Below are 18,143 nucleotides of genomic sequence, written 5' to 3'. Positions count from 1 at the left end.
GGAAAGGCACGATTCTCGGCGCTCTGCGGGGTTTGCACAAAGGGATAAAAAGGATGGGTGGCATGATTAAAACTCATCCTGCGGCGTTTCTGATAAGTTTGCCGAATCCCGCTATAGGAGCTTTCTCCATGTCACGTCGTCTTCCTCCCTTGTATGCCCTGCGCGCATTCGAAGCGGCGGCGCGGCACAGTTCGTTTACCCGCGCGGCCGAAGAACTGTCGATCACCCAAAGCGCGGTCAGTCGGCATATTCGTACGCTGGAAGAGCATTTCGCCTGTCGGCTGTTTCACCGCAGCGGGTGTAACTTGCAACTAACCGAGTCGGCGCGGTTGATCCTGCCGGGCATCCGCGAAGGCTTCACGGCCCTGGAGCGCGCCTGCAACACCTTGCGCGCCGAAGACGACATCCTGCGTATGAAGGCTCCGTCGACCCTCACCATGCGTTGGTTGCTGGCGCGGCTCAGTCGCTTTCGCCACTTGCAACCGGGTAATGAAGTGCAGTTGACCAGCGCCTGGATGGACATCGACTCCGTGGACTTCAACCACGAACCGTTCGACTGCGCGGTCATCCTCAGCAATGGGAATTTTCCTCCGGACTGGGAGGCGACGTTCCTGTTTCCCGAAGAGCTGATTCCGGTGGGCGCGCCGAATCTTCTGAAGGATCAGCCGTGGGACGTCGCGCGGCTGGCCAGCGCCGAGCTGCTGCACCCGACGCCGGACCGTCGCGACTGGCGCAGTTGGCTGGAGCGCATGGGGCTGTCGGATCAGGTCTCGCTCAAGGGCGGGCAGGTGTTCGACACGCTGGAATTGGGCATGATCGCGGCCGCCCGAGGTTACGGCGTGTCGATGGGGGATTTGCTGATGGTGGCCGAGGACGTGGCGCAGGGGCGTCTGAGTTTGCCGTGGCCGACCGCCGTCGCCAGCGGTGAGAATTATTACCTGGTCTGGCCGAAAACCCGCCCCGGTGGCGAACGTTTGCGCCGGCTCAGCGATTTTCTGCAAGGGGAAGTCCGGGCCATGGAGTTGCCGGACGTCGAACGCTTGAGCTAAATCGATGTAGCTGCCCGTGGCCATAACCGGGTTAATTACTCAAGTATTCAGCGTTGCCGCCGAAAATCTGCTTGTGGAACCTTCGTGCCGGTTTCGCGTTTTTCCCATTATTAGAAATTTTGCTGAGCGTAGAGCCGGATCAAGGAGGATCCGGTCGCTCGGCCAGGAGCTGTCATGTCTCATCCCCGTGCCCGGATCGCCTCACAGCTTGGTCTCGCGCTAGCCGTGATTCTGGCGATTGTCATCAGCGGTAGCACCGTGTTCGCACTGCGCTCGCTGAACACCGCCAACCTCGCCACCCGCGAAGAACACCTGGCCAGTGAGGCCCGGTTGCTGGCGGATCAGCTGAGTACGTTCCACGGCACGTTGCGTGAAAGCACTCAGCGCCTGAGCGGTCTGTTCGAGAAGCGCTTCAGCGCGGGCCTCACCGTGCACGCGGATGAGCCGGTGACCGTCGCGGGCGTGCAGACCCCGGGCTTGCACCTGGGCAGCGAAGTGTTGAACAACAACTTCAAGGAAGTCGACGAGTTCAAGCAAATGACCGCCGGCGTGGCGACGTTGTTCGTGCGCAGCGGCGAGGATTTCATTCGGGTCAGCACGTCCCTGAGCAAACAGGACGGTAGCCGGGCCATCGGCACGTTGCTGGACCACGCTCACCCGGCCTATGCACGCTTGATGGCGGGGCAGAGTTATGTCGGTCGCGCCTTGTTGTTCGACCGCTCCTACATGACTCAGTACACCCCCGTACGCGACAGCAGCGGTAAGGTGATTGCCGTGCTGTTCGTAGGATTCGATTACACCGACGCGCAGAACGCGCAGTTCGAGAACCTTAAACGCTTCCGTATCGGCCAGACCGGCTCCCTGGCACTGCTCGACGAACAGAATAAATGGCTAGTGCCAATCGCCGGCGTACAAGCGCTGGATCAAGCCGTGCCGGCCATCGTTGCGCTGGCGAAGAAGCCGGGCAAGGGCGAGTTCTGGAGCGACAAATCGAAAGAATTCTACAGCCTCGCCGTGCCCTTCGAAGGCGGACCATGGTCGGTGGTGGCAAGCATGCCGCAAGACGAAATCAGCGCCGTGACCTGGAACGTCGGCATTAAACTGGCGATTGGCAGCCTGCTGGCGATGTTGATTGCGGTGGGTTCGGCAGTCTGGTTGCTGCGCAGCAAACTGGCGCCGTTGGGGGATCTGGTGCGTCAGGCTGAAGCCTTGGGTGCCGGTGATTTGAGCGTGCGCCTGAACGTGTCGAGCAATGACGAAATTGGTCAGTTGGCCCGGGCTTTCAACCAGATGAGCCAAGCGCTGTCGACCATGGTCGAGCACATCCGCAAGGCGTCGGAAGAGGTCAACAGTCGTGCCCAGGCCTTGTCCGGTCTGTCCGGCGGCGCGTATGAAGGGATGGAGCAGCAGTCCGGCGAGATCACCAGCATGGCCGGCGCCGTGGAAGAGTTCAGCGCCACGTCCCTGGACATTGCCGACAACATGGGCAGCACCCAGCGTCTGGCCCAGGAAAACGCACAGCAAACCCAGATCGGTCGTACATCCATGGAGGAAGCGTCCGCTTCTCTGGAGCAAATCGCTGGTGCCTTGAACAGCACCGCGACGGTGATCAACACCCTCGGCCAGCGCTCCCAGGAAATCGGCGGCATTGTCGGCGTGATTACCGCAATTGCCGATCAGACCAACCTGCTGGCGCTGAACGCCGCGATCGAAGCCGCCCGTGCGGGCGAGCAGGGCCGTGGGTTTGCGGTGGTGGCGGATGAGGTCCGTAACCTGGCGTCGCGCACCCGCGAAGCGACGGACGAAATCTCCGGCATGATCCAAAGCATTCAGCAGGAAACCGGTAATGCCATCAGCACCATGGAGCAGGGCAACGTGCTGATGCAGGAAGGTTTGTCGCGCAACGCCAACGTCGCATCGGCACTGGCGCGGATTGATGAGCAGAGCCGTTCGGCGGGGCAGCAGTTTGCCGCGATCACCACTGCAACCCAGGAACAGAGCAGCACCGCAACCTTACTCAGCAGCAACCTGCAAAGCATTGCGCTGGCCAACAGCGAGCAGCGCGAAGTGGTGTCCAACCTGGCGATTACCGCCAAAGAGCTGGAGTCTCTGGCGGCGGACTTGCGACATGAGGTTGACCGGTTTCGTTGAGGCGACGCTGAAATAGCTTTCGCGAGCAAGCCCGCTCCCACATTGGATCTTTGGTGTTCACAGAGGCCGTGTACACCGCCGAACTAATGTGGGAGCGGGCTTGCTCGCGAAGGGATCACCTACATTTCCGTTTTAACCTCCCCTTTCGCATCAACCCGCTCCCAGCCCCTAGGCAGCAATTCTTCTCATGTCTCCATATTTAAGCTTGATGAATCGTTTCAGCAAGACTATAAAAATGGCACAACTCCAAGAAAGGCTCCTTCCATGACCCCGCTCAAACTCCTCGTTGCCCTCAGCGCGCTCTCCACTGCCTCCCACGCCATGGCCTGGGATTACGTCCTGCTCGACACGGACAAAGCCGCCCAGAACTGGCAAATCACCAGCCAACAACTGGGCGTAAAAACCGACAAACCCTTCTCCGTGACCCTGCGCACCCTGCACGGCGGTCGGCAGGAGGGCGTCAGCATCGTCGACATCGATAACGGCACGCTGAAACTTTCGGTGGTGCCGACCCGTGGGATGAACGTCCTGCAAGCGTCTGTCGGCAATGTGCGGATGGGCTGGGATTCGCCGGTCAAGGACGTGGTCAATCCGTCCTTTATCGAACTCAATGGTCGCGGCGGCTTGGGTTGGCTGGAAGGCTTCAACGAACTCGTCGCCCGCTGCGGCTACGAATGGGTCGGCCATCCCGGCCTCGACAACGGCGAGCTGCTGACCCTCCACGGCCGCGCCGCCAACATCCCGGCCAGCAAAGTCACCCTGCATATCGACGAAAAACCGCCGTACACCATCAGCCTGCGCGGCGAGCTGAAGGAGCAGGCGTTCAAGAAAGTCGACTTCTCGGTGCAGACCGAACTGGTCACCGAACCGGGCAGCGTGGCGTTTGCTCTCAACGATACGTTGACCAACAACGGCGACTATCCGAAGGAATACCAGGCGCTGTACCACAGCAACTTCAGCACGCCATTCCTGGAACAGGGCGCCCGTTTTACTGCGCCGGTGAAGCAGGTTTCGCCATTCAACGACAAGGCCAAAGCGGAACTGTCGGACTGGCAGACCTACCGTGCGCCGACCAAGGATTACGACGAGACGGTTTACAACGTCGTGCCGTACGGCGATGCCAAGGGCGACACGCTGACCGTGTTGCATAACAAGGCTGGCAGCCTCGGGGTTTCCGTCGGCTTCAATACTCAGCAGTTGCCAGTGTTCTCGTTGTGGAAAAACACCGATACCCAAGGGCAGGGTTATGTCACTGGGTTGGAGCCTGGGACGAGCTTTTCCTACAACCGTCGGTATCAGCGGCCACTTGGTTTGGTGCCGACGATTGGGGTGAAAGAGCAGAAGCAGTTTCAGATTCGCTACAGCTTGTTGGCGGATAAGGGGGCTGTGGATAAAGCGTTGAATCGTGTTAGTGAGATTCAGGGTGGGCGCGAGACTGAAGTGCGGCAAGCGCCGTTGGTGGATCTGACTAAGGAGTAATCACGGTCAGCTCGCTGTTGGTCGGTATTGCAGCGCTTCCGCCAGATGCTCGCGGCTAATGCCATCGACTTGCTCAAGGTCCGCCAGGGTTCGGGCTACTTTGAGCAATCGGTGGGCTGCTCGTAGTGACAATGTCAGTCGTTCACAAGCGGATTCCAGCCAGCTTTCATCGGTTGTGGATAACTTGCAGTGCATGCGCAGGCCCGGAAGATCAAGGAATGCATTGGCGCAGCCCTGGCGTTTGTGTTGCCGTTCTCTTGCGTCGGCAACCAGTGCTGCCGCGGTTGCCGTGTCGTCGCCAGGTTTGGGAGCAGGATTCAATGCAGTCGCTTCCCGAGCGACGGTCAGGTGCAAATCGATGCGATCCAGCAGTGGCCCCGACAGTTTGTTGCGGTAGCGCTGGACCATGTCCGGTGAACAGCTGCATCTGCCGCTCGGCTCGCCAAGATATCCACAGGGGCAGGGGTTCATCGCGGCCACCAATTGGAAGCGCGCCGGAAAGCGTACGCGGTCCTTGGCGCGGGATATAACGATGTGGCCGGACTCCAGTGGCTCCCGCAAAACCTCCAGCACCTTGCGATCAAACTCCGGGAGTTCGTCCAGAAACAGCACGCCGTGGTGGGCGAGGGTGATTTCGCCGGGTTGCGGTCGTGAGCCGCCACCGACCAGTGCCGGGCCTGATGCCGAGTGGTGGGGCTGACGAAAGGGTCGCTGCGGCCAATGACTTAGCTGCACGCAACTGGCGACCGACTGAATCGCCGCGACTTCCAGTGCTTCATTCTCGGCCAATGGCGGTAGCAGCCCAGGCAAACGACTGGCCAGTAGGGTTTTCCCCGTTCCTGGCGGCCCGCTGAACAACAAGTTATGCGCGCCCGCCGCCGCAATCAGCAGCGCACGCTTGGCGGACAGTTGGCCCTGCACCTCATTCAAGTCAGGGTAGGGCATGCTGGCGTACAGCAAACCATTGGATACATAAGGCTCAATCGGCGTGTGCCCATTGAAGTGCGCCACTGCCTGAAGCAAATGATCCACCGCGATCACCTTCAACCCCGACGCGAGGCACGCCTCTTCGGCGTTCGCTCGTGGCACCACCAGCGTGCGCCCGGCTTTGCGCGCCGCCAACGCTGCCGGCAACACGCCACGAACAGCCCGCACTGCGCCTGAAAGCGCTAATTCCCCCAGACATTCCACATCATCCAGCGTCAGCGTCGGCACCTGAACACTGGCCGAGAGAATCCCCAAGGCAATTGCCAGATCGAACCGTCCGCCGTCCTTCGGCAAATCCGCCGGGGCGAGATTCAACGTGATCCGCCGCGCCGGAAATTGCAGCCCCGAATTGATGATCGCGCTGCGCACCCGGTCCTTGCTTTCCTTCACCGCGGCTTCCGGTAAACCGACCATCGTCAGTGACGGCAAACCATTGGCCAGGTGCACTTCTACGGTAACGGCGGGCGCATCCACGCCTATCTGGGCGCGGCTATGGACGATGGAGAGGGACATGGTCGTTCCTTGAGCTTCTACGGGAACCGCTTCCTGCGGTTTTTTGAAGGGTAGCCGGGTCGTGCGGCGGCGTAGGTGCCAAACCTTCGCAGGATGTTGCGAGTGTTTTTCTGGTGGGGGAAGCGTAAGGGAGTCGAGTTGCCGACGTAATCAGTCGTGGGATGAGGTTGTTGTAGGACGTTGCCTAGAGAGATGAAGGACGGCGGTGAAAGCTGAATCGAAGGCGAAAAAAACCGCCTTGAGGAGGCGGTTTTTTATTTGCAGGCTTTGGTGAGGCCAAGGCCCGCGCTTCCTCAATGGAAACACCCACCTGTATTCCCAAAGGTGCGCGTACACCGGAAAGCGCACTGGAGGTTTGGCCTCACGCAAGGAGGGCCAAAGTATGTCTAAGTTTCTTAAACATATATGGAGCCTCGTTAGGAACGCGCTATGGGCTTTTCGCCTGTACGAGTTTCTGCGGGACCGCTGGAATGATCCGTTGTAAGGATTGACCCGGCGGAAACCGCCCCGGCTTCGGCTGGGGCGGTTTTTGAAATGCATGAAAGTTAGGCGCTTCATGTTTCTGGTAGGTGCTGTCGCTCAACGCTGAAGATACGTAATCGATGGCTGGTGGCAATGGTGAGTAATGACTAAGAATGGTATGCGTCCGGTTCACCCTGGCGAGATCCTTAAAGAGGAATACCTGGAGCCTCTGAACCTTACGGCGGCAGCCTTGGCCCGAGCATTGAGCGTTTCGACGCCGACGGTGAATGACATCGTGCTTCAACGTCGAGGCGTCAGTGCTGACATGGCGCTCAGGCTATCTATCTGCCTGGACACGACCCCTGAGTTTTGGCTGAACCTGCATCGACTTACGATTTGCGTACGGCCGAAATTGAGCGAGGGGCTGCGATCAGGGATCAGGTTGAGCGCCTTCCGCACTGTGCCTGATCCTCTGCTTCTGAACTAACCCCACGTTATAAACGTGGGGTTTTTCTTTGTCGTTCAGAATGCTTGGAGCATTCGCGAAGCACGCTTCCACCACGGCGCATTCCCTGCGCGCTGCGGCCGTTCACCCTCTGGTAGCATGTGCGGAACATCCTGCAGCCGAATCCACGGTTGGTTATTCCAGTGCAGCAAGCTCAATGACATCTCTGGCCAGTTCAGCAGGCTCAAAATCGGGCGTTCGGTTGAGGTGGGTTGTTGCGCGTCCCTGAGGACGGGCACTACGTCGTGGGTCAGCCATTCGCGCAGGCTTCGGTATTCGGGGCAGTAGTGGTAGATCAGTAGTGCGTAGACGCCGGATTCGCTGATCAGCAGGGTGCTTTCGACGGTGCCGTGGCTGAGCATTATCAGGGTTTGGTATTGGTCGGGGTCGAGTTTGCGCACGGCGCGTTCGTCGAGGTAGAGGCGCAGGAGGCGGCCGAGGTCGCGGGCGCTGAACCAGGGTTGGTTTTCGAGGAGGAGGGCGTGCAGGTGAAGTTTGTGGCGGGTGAAGGTGTGTGGTGTCAGATACGTGTCGTCACTATTCATTGATACAACTCCTTTTGCTAAAGGGGCTGCCGTCAATCGTCGCCAAACGATTGGGTGGCAGCTGTACGCGGGTTGGCGAACCGGAGCAAAAGGAACCCGGCAGACCCGAAGGTCTCCCACGCACAGCCGCCATGACTCGATGTGGCGGAAGTGAACCCGCCGTCGATGGTCGTCGTACGCCTTAAGCTTCCAGGTCGCCAAACCCAGTGCTGAACATTCAGCATCGGGTGAGCTTAGGAGTCGGGGCTTTGCGACGCTATCGGACGGCGGTACTGATCTTTGTAGGACGTTGCCGAGATTGTGGCGGGGCGGGAGATCAAAAGATCGCAGCCTTCGGCAGCTCCTACGGGGGTGGTCCGTCCCGTGTGGGAGGGCTGGGAGACCGAGGTGTCGCTATTCGCGGGCAAGCCTCGCTCCTACAGGGGAACGCATTGTCAGATGGGTTACTCGGCAGGTGGATTGAGCTTCGCTTCCATCTCCGCGACCTTCGCCTCAAGGCTTTCCAGCCGTGCCCGAGTGCGTGCAAGTACAACCATCTGGCTATCAAACTCTTCCCGGCTCACCAGATCCAGCTTGCTGAAGCCGCTTTGCAACAAAGCCTTGAACTGGCTTTCGATTTCGCTTTTCGGCAGCGGGGTTTCGCCGCTGAAGAGGCGGGAGGCGGTGCCGCTCAGGGCGTCGAGGAAGTCTTTGGGCGCGAGCATGGGAAAGGTCCTGGAAACAATGGCGGGCAGTGTATCACGCAGTGTCTATAGTCAAATCCGCAGCCAAGGATGCACGCTTTTCGCGCAGGCGGACGGACGGCAGCGCACTGTTGTTGTGCGTTATGTCATCGGCGTTTGTGAGAAGCGGCTTGCAGCAGCGACCAAGGGACTGAATTCAGTGGGTTTTGGCGAGATGGCAAGCTTTCTGCTTAGTCGCTAGTGACCCATGCACTGATGCAGTCGCTGTGACGAATGCAGTGCGCCACGTGAAACGGGGAAGTTTCGCACGGAGTGGTTAGCTGGCGTCGGACGGGCAGGTTGGGCCGACGATGCGTTACAAAGCCAGGCACTGCGCTTAGACTTGAGTCGGGTTTGTTTTCCTGGGGCAAGTCCACCAATTCGGGAGAGAGTTTTCATGAAGCTAGTCACTGCCATCATCAAGCCGTTCAAACTGGACGATGTACGCGAGTCGTTGTCCGAGATCGGCGTGCAGGGCATTACCGTTACTGAGGTCAAAGGCTTCGGTCGGCAGAAGGGTCACACCGAGCTGTATCGCGGCGCGGAGTACGTGGTCGATTTTCTGCCCAAGGTGAAGATTGATGTCGCCATTGACGACAAGGATCTTGACCGGGTTATCGAGGCGATAACCAAGGCAGCCAACACCGGCAAGATTGGTGACGGCAAGATCTTCGTGGTCAATCTGGAACAGGCGATTCGCATCCGTACCGGCGAAACCGATACCGACGCAATCTAAGCCGCCACAACCCCAACGCCCCAGGAGAAAACAATATGACTCTGCGTAAATTCGCAGGGCTAGGAGCCCTGTTGTCCATCGTAATGCCCGGCCTGGCTATGGCGGCAGATCCGGTGGCGCCTCCAGTCCTCAATTCCGGCGATACCGCCTGGATGTTGACCTCGACTGCCCTTGTGCTGTTCATGACCATTCCTGGCCTCGCGCTGTTCTACGGCGGCATGGTTCGGTCCAAAAACATTCTTTCCGTGATGATGCAGTGCTTCGCCATTACCGGTCTGATCACCATCCTGTGGTTCATTTATGGCTACAGCATGGCGTTCGATACCACGGGGATGGAAGTCAACGTCGTCAACCTCAACTCCTTTGTCGGCAGCTTTGCCAAGGCCTTCCTCGCGGGCATCACGCCTGCCAGCATTACTGGCCCGACGGCGCTGTTCCCAGAGGCAGTATTTGTTACTTATCAGATGACCTTTGCGATCATCACCCCGGCGCTGATCGTCGGTGCGTTCGCTGAGCGGATGAAGTTCTCCGCGATGCTGATCTTCATGGGCGTCTGGTTCACCCTGGTTTACGCGCCAATCGCGCACATGGTCTGGAGCGGTCCGGGTTCGCTGTTGGGCGACTGGGGCGTGCTCGACTTCGCGGGCGGCACCGTGGTTCACATCAACGCCGGTGTGGCTGGCCTGATTGCCTGCCTGGTACTGGGCAAGCGTAAAGGCTTCCCGACCACCCCGATGGCACCGCATAACCTCGGTTACACCCTGATGGGCGCGGCGATGTTGTGGTTCGGCTGGTTCGGCTTCAACGCCGGCTCCGCTGCTGCGGCCAACGGCACCGCCGGTATGGCGATGCTGGTCACTCAAATCGCTACTGCTGCCGCTGCACTGGGCTGGATGTTCGCCGAGTGGATCACCCACGGCAAACCAAGTGCACTGGGCATCGCCTCGGGTGTGGTTGCCGGTCTGGTAGCCATTACTCCGGCTGCCGGCACCGTGGGCCCAATGGGCTCGCTGATCATCGGCCTGGCGGCTGGCGTGGTGTGCTTCTTCTGCGCCACTACCTTGAAACGCAAACTTGGCTATGACGACTCCCTGGACGCCTTCGGCGTGCACGGTATCGGCGGTATCCTCGGCGCGATCCTGACCGGTGTGTTCGCTGCACCGTCCCTGGGTGGCTTCGGCACCGTCACCGACATCGCCGCACAAGTCTGGATTCAAACCAAAGGCGTGGGCTTCACGGTGATCTACACCGCGATCGTCACCTTCATCATCCTCAAGGTCCTGGACGCCGTCATGGGTCTGCGTGTGACCGATGAAGAAGAATCGGTTGGCCTCGACCTGGCACAACACAACGAACGCGGCTACAACTTGTAAGACGCGCTCAAAAAACTTGCCCGGCTTGCCGGGCATTTTTTTGTCCAGGATTTGTCATTAAAGACGTAGCTGAAAGGTTTTTTCCTACGGCTTAAGTCGTGTTTACGCCGGGCGTTTTTCTGGGGCGAAAGACTTACAGCATTGCAGGAATATTAGGGCCTTTGTTTTTTCCCAGAGCGCGCTAGAATGCGCCCCGAACGTGCGGAGAACTGTATGTGGCAACAGACTCTGATTACCCTGCGGGCAAGGCCCCGGGGCTTTCATCTGGTAACGGACGAGTTACTCGCCGGCCTGCCTGAACTCAAGGCGTGCCGGGTCGGTCTGTTGCATTTGTGGCTGCAGCATACCTCGGCGTCGTTGACCATCAACGAGAACGCCGATCCGGCGGTACGTCGCGACTTCGAACGATTTTTCAATCGTCTGATCCCACAAGGCACAGACGGCTATGAGCATAACGACGAAGGCCTGGACGACCTCCCGGCGCACTTCAAGGCCAGCGTGCTTGGCTGTCAGCTCAGTTTGCCGATTTCGGCAGGCCGACTGGCGTTGGGGACCTGGCAAGGCGTTTATCTGGGCGAGCACCGTGATTTTGGCGGTGCCCGTAAAGTCCTCGCCACCGTGCACGGTGAAGGGGCATAAACCGCTGGTAGCCAGCGGTTGTAGAATTTTCCCCGGCCGCCTTCGACAGATGGCGAAGCTGGGCTATAACTAATCTGCTTTTCGCAAGTCATGAGGTAGAACATGAGCGACGATGATCTGGAAAACGACGACCTCGAAGTAGGTGACGAAGACGAGGCCGAAGAAGGTTTGGAAGCAGCGGCGGAAGACGTTGCTGACGACGACGGCGGTGATGCGCCGGCTCCGACCGCTAAAGGCAAGGCCAAGGCTGCTGTGTCAGTCGATGAGCTGCCGAGCGTCGAAGCCAAAAACAAGGAGCGCGATGCCCTGGCCAAGGCCATGGAAGAGTTCCTTGCCAAAGGTGGCAAGGTGCAGGAAGTGGAGGCCAATGTGGTCGCCGATCCGCCCAAGAAGCCTGACAACAAGTACGGCAGCCGGCCTATCTAAGCGCCTGCTACTTGCTTGCCGAAAAAGCCCGCCGTCGCTGCGGGCTTTTTCATGGGTGAGGACAAAGGGTCGAAAAGCTTCGCGGGCAAGCTTTGCTCCCACGGGGTTTGTGTCAGGCCGAGGCTGCGTTCCACCGTGCCAAGACCGCCGGCAAATCGGTCAGGCTGCGAATCTCCGCATCCGGCAGGCGATCCGCTTCCCAGGCTTTGCCTGTCGGGTTGAACCAGATCGCACGCAACCCTGCCTGTTGGGCGCCAGCAATGTCATCGCCCGGATGATCGCCAATGTGCACCGCCGTATCGGCCGTCGCACCACCACGCTGCAAGGCTTCGTGAAACAGTCGCGCATCGGGTTTGGCGATGCCGATGTCTTCGGCGCACAACGCAAACTTGAAGTAATCCGCGAGCCCCAACCGGCTTACATCAGCGTTGCCATTGGTGACCACGCCGAGGGCGTAATGGTTGGCCAGGATTTCCAGGGTCGGCTCGACCTCGGGGAACACCTGGATCTGGTGCCGTGCATGCAGAAACACTTCGAAACTCTGATCCGCCAGGTCTGAAGCCTGGCCATGGTCGTAACCGGCCTCTTCCAGCGCATGAAACAACACATGCCGACGCAGGGCGCTGATGCGATGTTTGAGGCTCGGATCGTTGATCAGTACCCGTTCACGAATGGCCCACAAATGCTCCACCGGCACAGCGCCCAGCTTCGGCGCATGTTCGGTCAGCCATTCACGCAAGGTAGCTTCGGCACTGACGATCACCGGGGCGGTGTCCCACAGGGTGTCGTCGAGGTCGAAGGTGATCAGTTGGATTCTCATGACTCATCGCCTTTAATGCGTTTGGCCCGCGGATGGGCACTGTCGTAGACCGTTGCCAGGTGCTGGAAGTCCAGGTGGGTGTAAATCTGGGTGGTCTTGATGTCCGAGTGGCCGAGCAATTCTTGCACGGCGCGCAGATCCTGAGAGGATTCAAGCAAGTGGCTGGCGAAGGAGTGACGCAGCATGTGGGGGTGCAGGTTTTGTCCCAGCTCACGCTCGCCTGCAGCCTTGACCCGCACCTGAATCGCCCGTGGGCCGAGGCGCCGGCCTTGCTGGCTGACAAATACTGCGTCGTCGGCCGGATTGGTCATGGCGCGCAACGGCAGCCAAAGCTCCAGCGCTTCGCGAGCCTTTTTGCCGACCGGCAGCAGCCGAGTCTTGCTGCCCTTGCCGAGCACCTGAACCATGCCGTCGGCCAGATCCAACTGATCGAGGTTAAGCCCGGTCAGCTCCGACAGCCGCAGGCCAGAGGAATAGAACAGCTCCAGAATCGCTTGATCCCGACGTGCCAGAAAATCATCCTCGACCGCGCCTTCCAGCAGTTGCAGCGCACGGTCAGTGTCGAGAGTTTTCGGCAAGCGACGTTCACCCTTGGGCGGCGCCAGGCCATTGGCCGGGTCGTGATCGCACAGGCCTTCGCGATTCAGGTAGTGATAGAGCCCGCGCACCGCCGACAGCAGTCGTGCCAGGCTGCGGGAGGATTGACCCTGGGAATGCAGGCGAGCAATCAGGCTGCGCAATCGCTGAATATCCAGCGCGGCCCAGCTACCGATATTCTGTTTGACGCACCAGCCCAGCACTTTGTCGAGGTCGCGGCGGTAGGCATATAGCGTGTGAGGCGACACCTGACGCTCACTGCGCAGGTGTTCGCAGTAAGCGTCCAGTTGTCGTTCCACGATCAGCGTACCGAGCGTAGGGAGTTGTTGACCCGTGGCAGCACGCGGCCCATGACTTCGGCGATGTAGCTCAGGAACAGCGTGCCGACCGAGCTCTTGTAGTGCTGCGGATCACGGCTGGCGATGGCCAGGACGCCGTGAATACCTTGATAGCTGATGGCGACGACGGCGGTGGAGCCAATCTGCTTGCGTTGTTCTTCGCCAAATAGGAAGTCCAGTTCGTGCTCGCGCAGGCTGCCGCTGACGCTTTTGTCTTCCGAGAGCAGGCCGCCGATGGCCACTTGCGCTTCGGCGTGGGTGGCCCATCGACCGACCGGCATCGGGTTGTCGCCCAGCAGGATCAGGCTGACGAAGGGCACCTGGAAGTCCTGGCGCAGGCTGTCTTCGACGCCGATCACCACGTCTTCGAGGCTGGTGGCATCCATCAGCGCGAGAATCAGGCGGCGGGTTTTTTCGAAGAGGCGGTCGTTGTCGCGGGCCACGTCCATCAGGTGCGAGAGGCGGTGGCGCAGCTCAATGTTGCGGTCGCGCAGGATGGTCATCTGGCGTTCCACCAGCGAGATGGTATCGCCGCGCTGGTGGGGAATACGCAGGGCCGGAAGCAGTTCTTCGTGCTCGATGAAGAAATCCGGATGAGCCTCCAGGTACGCGGCAATCGCCGCCGCCTCAAGGCTTTCGGAAGGGGATTCGTCGGGCTGTAGGGCGGGAACCTGAGGCTTATCTTTCATGGATTTGGCTCTCTCAAAGACGCACTTGTCCTTCATATACGCGTACTGCCGGGCCGGTCATCATGACCGGTTGGCCAGGGCCTGCCCATTCAATGGACAGGCGCCCGCCGGGCAGGTCGATCAATAGCGGCGAATCCATCCACCCCTGGCTGATCGCGGCCACTGCAGCAGCGCAGGCGCCGGTGCCGCAAGCCTGGGTTTCCCCGGTCCCGCGTTCCCAGACACGCAGCTGCGCACGGTTCCGGTCGATGACCTGGAGAAAACCTACATTGACCCGCGACGGAAAGCGCGGATGGTTTTCGATTTTCGGTCCCAGTTCATGCACCGGTGCATTGTTGATGTCGTTGACCCGCAGCACCGCATGGGGATTGCCCATGGACACCGCCGCCAGTTCGACCGTGGTGCCGTCGACTTCGAGCTGATAGCTCAAAGCCTGACCCTCGGCTTCAAACGGGATGTCGGCCGGTACCAGGCGCGGTGCGCCCATGTCGACGCTGATCTGGCCGTCGCTGCGGATATCCAGTTCGATGATGCCGCTTTTAGTCTCGACACGAATCTGCCGTTTGGCGGTCAGGCGCTTGTCGAGCACGAAGCGGGCGAAGCAGCGAGCACCGTTGCCGCACTGCTCCACTTCGGAACCGTCGGAGTTGAAGATCCGATAACGGAAGTCCACGTCCGGGTTGCTCGGCGCTTCGACGATCAGCAACTGGTCGAAACCGATGCCGGTGTGCCGATCGCCCCATTGCTTGGCGTGCTTTGGCAGGATGTGCGCGTGCTGGCTGACCAGGTCGAGGACCATGAAGTCATTGCCCAGGCCGTGCATCTTGGTAAAACGCAGCAGCATGGTTTTACTCCGGCAGCAGGCTTTCGCCAGCAAACAACTCGGCTACCGTCTCACGGCGACGCACTTCAAATGCCTGATCACCGTCCACCAACACTTCGGCGGTACGCCCGCGGGTGTTGTAGTTGGAGCTCATGACAAACCCGTAGGCACCGGCCGAATGCACGGCCAACAGGTCGCCTTCTTCCAGGGCCAACTGACGATCCTTGGCCAGGAAATCGCCGGTTTCGCAGATTGGGCCGACGATGTCATAGGCACGAGCCGCGGTGTCGCGCGGGCGCACGGCGGTGACGTCCATCCAGGCCTGGTACAGCGCCGGGCGGATCAGGTCGTTCATGGCCGCATCGACGATGGCGAAGTCTTTGTGTTCGGTGTGCTTGAGGTACTCGACCTGGGTCAGCAGCACGCCGGCGTTGGCAACGATGTAGCGGCCCGGCTCGAACACCAGGGCCAGCTCGCGACCTTCGCAGCGCTCGCGCACGGCTTTGATGTAGTCGGCCACCAGCGGCGGCTCTTCATCGCGATAACGCACGCCGACGCCGCCGCCGAGGTCGATATGACGCAGGTAAATGCCGCATTCGCCCAGACGATCGATCAAGCCCAGCAGGCGATCGAGCGCGTCGAGGAACGGTGGCAGGCTGGTCAGTTGCGAGCCGATGTGGCAATCGACGCCGAGCACTTCCAGGTTAGGCAGTTGTGCGGCACGGATGTACACGTCTTCGGCATCGGCAATGGCGATGCCGAACTTGTTCTCTTTAAGACCGGTGGAAATGTACGGGTGGGTGCCGGCATCGACGTCCGGGTTCACGCGCAGCGAGATCGGAGCACGAACGCCCAGCTCGGCGGCAACCACTTGCAGGCGTTCCAGCTCATCGGTGGACTCGACGTTGAAGCAATGCACGCCGACTTCCAGGGCGCGACGCATGTCTTCACGGGTCTTGCCGACACCGGAGAACACGATCTTGTCGGCGCTGCCGCCAGCGGCCAGTACGCGTTCCAGTTCGCCACGGGAGACGATGTCAAAACCGGCGCCGAGACGGGCCAGGACATTCAGTACACCCAGGTTGGAGTTGGCCTTGACTGCAAAGCACACCAGGTGCGGCACGCCGGCCAGCGCATCGGCATACGCCAGATACTGGGCTTCGATGTGGGCGCGGGAGTAGACGTAGGTCGGTGTGCCAAAGCGTTCGGCGATGGCGGACAGGGCCACGCCTTCCGCGAACAGCTCACCGTCACGGTAGTTAAAAGCGTCCATGGCGTTCCCTTATTGGTAGACGTCGTGCTTGTGTGCTTTGGATGCAGGGGTCTGTTGCGACGACTTGGCCTGCTCGGCTGGGTCCTGGTTGTCATCGGGCAGATACAACGGGCCTTTTTGACCACAGGCCGACACTAAGCAGGCAACCGCAACGAGCGCGGCAAGGGAAGAGATCAGGCGCTTCATGGCGAAATCCTTGAAAATGCGTTAATTGCGCCGGAGTATACCGGCCACCCGGCAGCTTGCCTATGTAACGCGGCTCCCGTCCGGCGGGGCTTGTGCCGATGCAGGTCGGCCAAGCGCAGCCCATGTGGGAGCGAGCTTGCTCGCGATGGCGTAGTGTCAGGCACCATTGATGTTGAATATGATGGCCTCTTCGCGAGCAAGCTCGCTCCCACAGGTTTCGTGATCGCCCTTGGTCGTTATCCTTTGCAATCACCGGGGCTCGCCCGTATCTTGCGGCGCTTGAGCGTGATCAGACACTTTTTGAGGTTCCTGCAATGAGTTTGACCGAAGCCCGTTTCCACGACCTGGTCGATACCACCCAGCAGATGCTGGAGGATATTTTCGACGAGAGTGACCTGGATATTGATCTGGAGAGCTCGGCCGGTGTTCTTACCGTCAAGTTCGAAAACGGCAGCCAGTTGATCTTCAGCCGTCAGGAGCCGTTGCGTCAGCTGTGGCTGGCGGCGGTGTCCGGCGGGTTCCACTTCGACTATGACGAAGAGAGCGAGCGCTGGATGTGTGACAAGAGCGAAGAGCAGTTGGGTGAGATGCTTGAGCGCATCGTCAAGCAGCAAGCTGGCGCAGAATTCGATTTCGAAGGTCTGTGAAACTGTGACTCAGCCTGCATCTGTTCGTCCGCCCAAGCCGCTTTACAGTAATGTCAGCGCGGCGGTGCCTTCGCCGTGCAGCGGGGTGTGTCGGTTGGATGAGCAGAAGGTTTGCCTGGGGTGTTTTCGCCATGTTGAAGACATCCGTGAGTGGCGCTCGGCTGATGATGATCGGCGGCGGGTTATTTGTGCCCAGGCTGCTGACCGCCAGCGTCTTTAGCGTCCGGGCTGGTCTTGGCGGCCTTCGGGCCGACCATGCTTTGGGTGATTGAGTACATATCCGTTTCTGCGGTGATGGGGGCTGGCGGTTTCGCCCTTACGGCGACTCACTTTTTTTCAAACGCCAAAAAAAGTAAGCAAAAAAGGCTCGCCCCGAGCGTCCGGCCCCTCGCTTAGGCTCGGCGTGCCTTCGTTTCGGTATTCATCTGGGGGCATCGCCTCCGGTCGGCTTCGCTTCGACCTCCTCTCGATGTGTGCGGCTTCGCCGCACGGCGCTACGCGCCCACCCCCCAGATGAACACCTCCACTCAGCCTCCCGAAGGGGCGGGCAGAGCAAGATCAAGAGCAGGCGAGCTAACGCTCGGCCTAATGAGTGGTAAAAAGCGGGTGGCGTACACCCAACCCTACAGGAGCGAGGCTTGCCCGCGAAGGCGGCCTGCCAGCCGACCAATCTCTCCGTGATGCCCCCGACCCAATTGTAGGACCTGAGCTTGCTCGCGAAGGCGGCCTGTCAGCCGACCAACCTCTCCCTGATGCACTCAATCCAAATTGTGGGAGCTGGCTTGCCTGCGATGGCGGCCTGACAGCCAACCAATCTCCCTCGGATGTACTCGGTCCAATTGTAGGAGCTGAGCTTGCTCGCGATGGCGACCTGACAGCCAACCAATCTCCCTCGGATGTACTCGGTCCAATTGTGGGAGCTGGCTTGCCTGCGATGGCGGCCTAACAGCCAACCAATCTCCCTCGGATGTACTCGGTCCAATTGTGGGAGCTGGCTTGCCTGCGATGGCGGCCTAACAGCCAACCAATCTCCCTCGGATGTACTCGGTCCAATTGTGGGAGCTGGCTTGCCTGCGATGGCGGCCTGACAGCCAACCAATCTCTCCCCGATGCACTCGGTCCAATTGTGGGAGCGAGCCTGCTCGCGATGGCGACCTGACAGCCAACCAATCCCTTTTGGCTG

General features: G+C 60.0%; 18 protein-coding genes and 1 pseudogene. 10 read left to right on the top strand and 9 right to left on the bottom strand.

Features of this window, described 5'->3' with window-relative positions:
• Positions 1-128 precede the first annotated feature (128 nt).
• The 3 genes from RHM58_RS07180 to RHM58_RS07170 all read left to right on the top strand — a co-directional run bounded on the left by RHM58_RS07180 (position 129) and on the right by RHM58_RS07170 (position 4,679).
• On the top strand, positions 129-1,049 hold the full coding sequence (locus tag RHM58_RS07180; protein ID WP_322269949.1) for a LysR substrate-binding domain-containing protein: 921 nt from the start codon (positions 129-131) through the stop codon (positions 1,047-1,049).
• Between the two features lie 174 nt (positions 1,050-1,223).
• Positions 1,224-3,200, top strand: a complete 1,977-nt coding sequence (locus RHM58_RS07175) for a methyl-accepting chemotaxis protein (protein ID WP_322269948.1) — start codon at positions 1,224-1,226, stop codon at positions 3,198-3,200.
• Between the two features lie 264 nt (positions 3,201-3,464).
• Complete coding sequence (locus RHM58_RS07170; RefSeq protein WP_322269947.1) at positions 3,465-4,679, top strand: aldose 1-epimerase family protein; 1,215 nt, start codon at positions 3,465-3,467, stop codon at positions 4,677-4,679.
• Positions 4,680-4,685: 6 nt separating this feature from the next.
• On the opposite strand, the gene RHM58_RS07165 is transcribed toward RHM58_RS07170, so the two are convergent.
• Positions 4,686-6,179: a YifB family Mg chelatase-like AAA ATPase gene (locus RHM58_RS07165; protein WP_322269946.1), complete on the bottom strand. Its 1,494-nt coding sequence runs from the start codon at positions 6,177-6,179 to the stop codon at positions 4,686-4,688.
• Positions 6,180-6,804: 625 nt separating this feature from the next.
• Here RHM58_RS07165 and RHM58_RS07160 point away from each other — a divergent pair.
• Positions 6,805-7,109 (top strand): annotated as a pseudogene (locus RHM58_RS07160) (HigA family addiction module antitoxin).
• Between the two features lie 54 nt (positions 7,110-7,163).
• Here RHM58_RS07160 and RHM58_RS07155 read toward each other — a convergent pair.
• Both RHM58_RS07155 and RHM58_RS07150 read right to left on the bottom strand, forming a co-directional pair.
• Entirely contained in the window at positions 7,164-7,691 is a 528-nt protein-coding gene (locus tag RHM58_RS07155) for a Bro-N domain-containing protein (protein ID WP_201255706.1), read from the bottom strand.
• A 443-nt stretch (positions 7,692-8,134) separates the two neighbouring features.
• Entirely contained in the window at positions 8,135-8,395 is a 261-nt protein-coding gene (locus RHM58_RS07150; protein WP_201198860.1) for an accessory factor UbiK family protein, read from the bottom strand.
• Positions 8,396-8,810: 415 nt separating this feature from the next.
• On the opposite strand from RHM58_RS07150, the gene glnK reads away from it, so the two are divergent.
• From glnK to sutA, 4 genes are all read left to right on the top strand, one after another.
• Positions 8,811-9,149, top strand: coding sequence for a P-II family nitrogen regulator (gene glnK / locus RHM58_RS07145; protein ID WP_002555808.1), 339 nt, complete (start codon positions 8,811-8,813; stop codon positions 9,147-9,149).
• 35 nt (positions 9,150-9,184) lie between these two features.
• A complete protein-coding gene (locus RHM58_RS07140) occupies positions 9,185-10,522 on the top strand; it encodes an ammonium transporter (protein WP_322269944.1) in 1,338 nt (445 codons plus the stop codon).
• A 213-nt stretch (positions 10,523-10,735) separates the two neighbouring features.
• Positions 10,736-11,161 carry a secondary thiamine-phosphate synthase enzyme YjbQ gene (locus tag RHM58_RS07135; RefSeq protein WP_033060691.1) on the top strand — a complete coding sequence of 142 codons (426 nt, stop codon included), beginning with the start codon at positions 10,736-10,738 and terminating at the stop codon, positions 11,159-11,161.
• Between the two features lie 102 nt (positions 11,162-11,263).
• Positions 11,264-11,587, top strand: a complete 324-nt coding sequence (gene sutA / locus RHM58_RS07130; RefSeq protein ID WP_201198856.1) for a transcriptional regulator SutA — start codon at positions 11,264-11,266, stop codon at positions 11,585-11,587.
• 112 nt (positions 11,588-11,699) lie between these two features.
• Here sutA and RHM58_RS07125 read toward each other — a convergent pair whose 3' ends face one another.
• The 6 genes from RHM58_RS07125 to lptM are packed head-to-tail and all read right to left on the bottom strand — an operon-like array spanning position 11,700 to position 16,313.
• A complete protein-coding gene (locus tag RHM58_RS07125; protein ID WP_201198854.1) occupies positions 11,700-12,407 on the bottom strand; it encodes an HAD family hydrolase in 708 nt (235 codons plus the stop codon).
• On the bottom strand, positions 12,404-13,303 hold the full coding sequence (xerC, locus tag RHM58_RS07120; protein WP_201198852.1) for a tyrosine recombinase XerC: 900 nt from the start codon (positions 13,301-13,303) through the stop codon (positions 12,404-12,406). Before xerC ends, RHM58_RS07125 begins: the two co-directional genes overlap by 4 nt.
• A gap of 2 nt (positions 13,304-13,305) precedes the next feature.
• Positions 13,306-14,031, bottom strand: coding sequence for a DUF484 family protein (locus tag RHM58_RS07115; RefSeq protein WP_201198850.1), 726 nt, complete (start codon positions 14,029-14,031; stop codon positions 13,306-13,308).
• Positions 14,032-14,044: 13 nt separating this feature from the next.
• Entirely contained in the window at positions 14,045-14,875 is an 831-nt protein-coding gene (gene dapF, locus RHM58_RS07110; RefSeq protein WP_201198848.1) for a diaminopimelate epimerase, read from the bottom strand.
• Positions 14,876-14,879: 4 nt separating this feature from the next.
• The gene (gene lysA / locus RHM58_RS07105; RefSeq protein WP_201198847.1) at positions 14,880-16,127 is read right to left on the bottom strand and encodes a diaminopimelate decarboxylase; all 1,248 of its coding nucleotides are present in this window, start codon (positions 16,125-16,127) and stop codon (positions 14,880-14,882) included.
• A 9-nt stretch (positions 16,128-16,136) separates the two neighbouring features.
• Entirely contained in the window at positions 16,137-16,313 is a 177-nt protein-coding gene (lptM, locus tag RHM58_RS07100) for an LPS translocon maturation chaperone LptM (protein ID WP_201198845.1), read from the bottom strand.
• Between the two features lie 314 nt (positions 16,314-16,627).
• On the opposite strand from lptM, the gene cyaY reads away from it, so the two are divergent.
• Together cyaY and RHM58_RS07090 are read left to right on the top strand one after the other, a co-directional pair.
• Positions 16,628-16,960, top strand: a complete 333-nt coding sequence (gene cyaY, locus RHM58_RS07095) for an iron donor protein CyaY (protein ID WP_208670918.1) — start codon at positions 16,628-16,630, stop codon at positions 16,958-16,960.
• Positions 16,961-16,964: 4 nt separating this feature from the next.
• Positions 16,965-17,180 (top strand): DUF1289 domain-containing protein, encoded by a 216-nt coding sequence (locus RHM58_RS07090; protein ID WP_201255707.1) that lies wholly within the window; start codon positions 16,965-16,967, stop codon positions 17,178-17,180.
• Positions 17,181-18,143: the final 963 nt, after the last annotated feature.

The organism is Pseudomonas sp. 10S4, assembly GCF_034344865.1.
Classification (GTDB): domain Bacteria; phylum Pseudomonadota; class Gammaproteobacteria; order Pseudomonadales; family Pseudomonadaceae; genus Aquipseudomonas.
This window is presented reverse-complemented; position numbering and strand designations above follow the sequence as displayed.

Excerpts from the sequence above, each read along its gene's own strand:
- RHM58_RS07180 (WP_322269949.1), top strand. The coding sequence starts at position 129 with ATGTCACGTCGTCTTCCTCCCTTGTATGCCCTGCGCGCATTCGAAGCG.
- RHM58_RS07175 (WP_322269948.1), top strand. The coding sequence starts at position 1,224 with ATGTCTCATCCCCGTGCCCGGATCGCCTCACAGCTTGGTCTCGCGCTA.
- RHM58_RS07170 (WP_322269947.1), top strand. The coding sequence starts at position 3,465 with ATGACCCCGCTCAAACTCCTCGTTGCCCTCAGCGCGCTCTCCACTGCC.
- RHM58_RS07165 (WP_322269946.1), bottom strand. The coding sequence starts at position 6,179 with ATGTCCCTCTCCATCGTCCATAGCCGCGCCCAGATAGGCGTGGATGCG.
- RHM58_RS07155 (WP_201255706.1), bottom strand. The coding sequence starts at position 7,691 with ATGAATAGTGACGACACGTATCTGACACCACACACCTTCACCCGCCAC.
- RHM58_RS07150 (WP_201198860.1), bottom strand. The coding sequence starts at position 8,395 with ATGCTCGCGCCCAAAGACTTCCTCGACGCCCTGAGCGGCACCGCCTCC.
- glnK (WP_002555808.1), top strand. The coding sequence starts at position 8,811 with ATGAAGCTAGTCACTGCCATCATCAAGCCGTTCAAACTGGACGATGTA.
- RHM58_RS07140 (WP_322269944.1), top strand. The coding sequence starts at position 9,185 with ATGACTCTGCGTAAATTCGCAGGGCTAGGAGCCCTGTTGTCCATCGTA.
- RHM58_RS07135 (WP_033060691.1), top strand. The coding sequence starts at position 10,736 with ATGTGGCAACAGACTCTGATTACCCTGCGGGCAAGGCCCCGGGGCTTT.
- sutA (WP_201198856.1), top strand. The coding sequence starts at position 11,264 with ATGAGCGACGATGATCTGGAAAACGACGACCTCGAAGTAGGTGACGAA.
- RHM58_RS07125 (WP_201198854.1), bottom strand. The coding sequence starts at position 12,407 with ATGAGAATCCAACTGATCACCTTCGACCTCGACGACACCCTGTGGGAC.
- RHM58_RS07115 (WP_201198850.1), bottom strand. The coding sequence starts at position 14,031 with ATGAAAGATAAGCCTCAGGTTCCCGCCCTACAGCCCGACGAATCCCCT.
- dapF (WP_201198848.1), bottom strand. The coding sequence starts at position 14,875 with ATGCTGCTGCGTTTTACCAAGATGCACGGCCTGGGCAATGACTTCATG.
- lysA (WP_201198847.1), bottom strand. The coding sequence starts at position 16,127 with ATGGACGCTTTTAACTACCGTGACGGTGAGCTGTTCGCGGAAGGCGTG.
- lptM (WP_201198845.1), bottom strand. The coding sequence starts at position 16,313 with ATGAAGCGCCTGATCTCTTCCCTTGCCGCGCTCGTTGCGGTTGCCTGC.
- cyaY (WP_208670918.1), top strand. The coding sequence starts at position 16,628 with ATGAGTTTGACCGAAGCCCGTTTCCACGACCTGGTCGATACCACCCAG.